The 1,039-nt window shown below is 34.6% G+C and carries 2 protein-coding genes; both read right to left on the reverse strand.

Annotation, left to right across the window (positions count from 1 at the left end):
- Position 1: 1 nt before the first annotated feature.
- Complete coding sequence (locus SORDD15_RS03445) at positions 2-469, reverse strand: SMI1/KNR4 family protein (RefSeq protein WP_061414371.1); 468 nt, start codon at positions 467-469, stop codon at positions 2-4.
- Positions 470-489: 20 nt separating this feature from the next.
- Positions 490-1,039: HNH endonuclease signature motif containing protein (locus SORDD15_RS03450; RefSeq protein ID WP_231097624.1), on the reverse strand; the 550-nt coding region annotated here is incomplete at its 5' end.

A 1,039-nucleotide genomic window follows, 5' to 3' on the forward strand; every position in this document is an offset into this window, starting at 1 on the left:
TTTAATCATGAAGCATTTTTAAAAACTCTGTAAAGTTATTAGCTACAAATTCTACAGCAGGATCTAATTCATAAGATTCTTCATGATACCAGATACAAATGCTAGGATTTTCTTTACTTTTAGTGTAATCTAAGCAGATAAAATCGCCTCCAAACAATGCTGCTATTGGGATCAATTCAAAACCTAAAATATCTTCATGGACGAAAAGTCTTTCATCAAGTTGCGACATTACAACATCTATGTCGTATATTCCAAGTGGATTGTTTTTTGTATTCTCTAACACGCACAAGAATCGCTCTATCAAAAATGACCTGTTTGATAAGGAAAATAAATTTTTAGAAGGGCGAAAACCATTTTTACTCATTATAAAATTTTTATAATCACCTGGTAAAGTGACTCGCCAATTTCTCTCTAAATCAAGTATAAAATTTTCTTTAGGTAGAGGATGAATAATATCGTTAGTTAACATTTACCAATTCCTTTCTTTCATTATCTTGGGGCATAAGCCCACATTCCTACGGTTCTTCCCCCATTATGTGGAGTGATATTATGTATCCCAAATGGGACCAGTTCCATTTTACCTGGAATTTCTGTATGATGCCATGTCATACCTTCTCTAAAGCCACCAATTTTGTTATTTAGCCACTCAAATTGTTCTTTATCTGTTTTAAGCCACAACTCTTCTGGTAGATTGACTGTTTCTTCAACAAGACCAGCACTACTAAAATCCGCGAAACCATATTTCATACCATCAGCTGGGATAACTTTAACTTCGGTCAAAAGTCCATTTTCAATTGCGGCTTCTTTAACCAACTTACGTTGAGTATTTGTTAATTCCAAACCAAATGGTATATCTTCACGCCATGACCAAGTTTGATTAGATTTAACAGCCCTAGCATACACTTCACTATAATCATCTAGAACATCTTGAAACTCTAGAGTTCCTTCCGCGAAATCTTTTAACCGTTGTTCTATTAACGTTGAATCAACAGTCTTACCACCTAATTCCACGACATCATCTAGACTACCATCCAGATTC

The sequence above is a fragment of the Streptococcus oralis genome, assembly GCF_001578935.1.
GTDB classification, from domain to species: Bacteria; Bacillota; Bacilli; order Lactobacillales; family Streptococcaceae; genus Streptococcus; species Streptococcus oralis_R.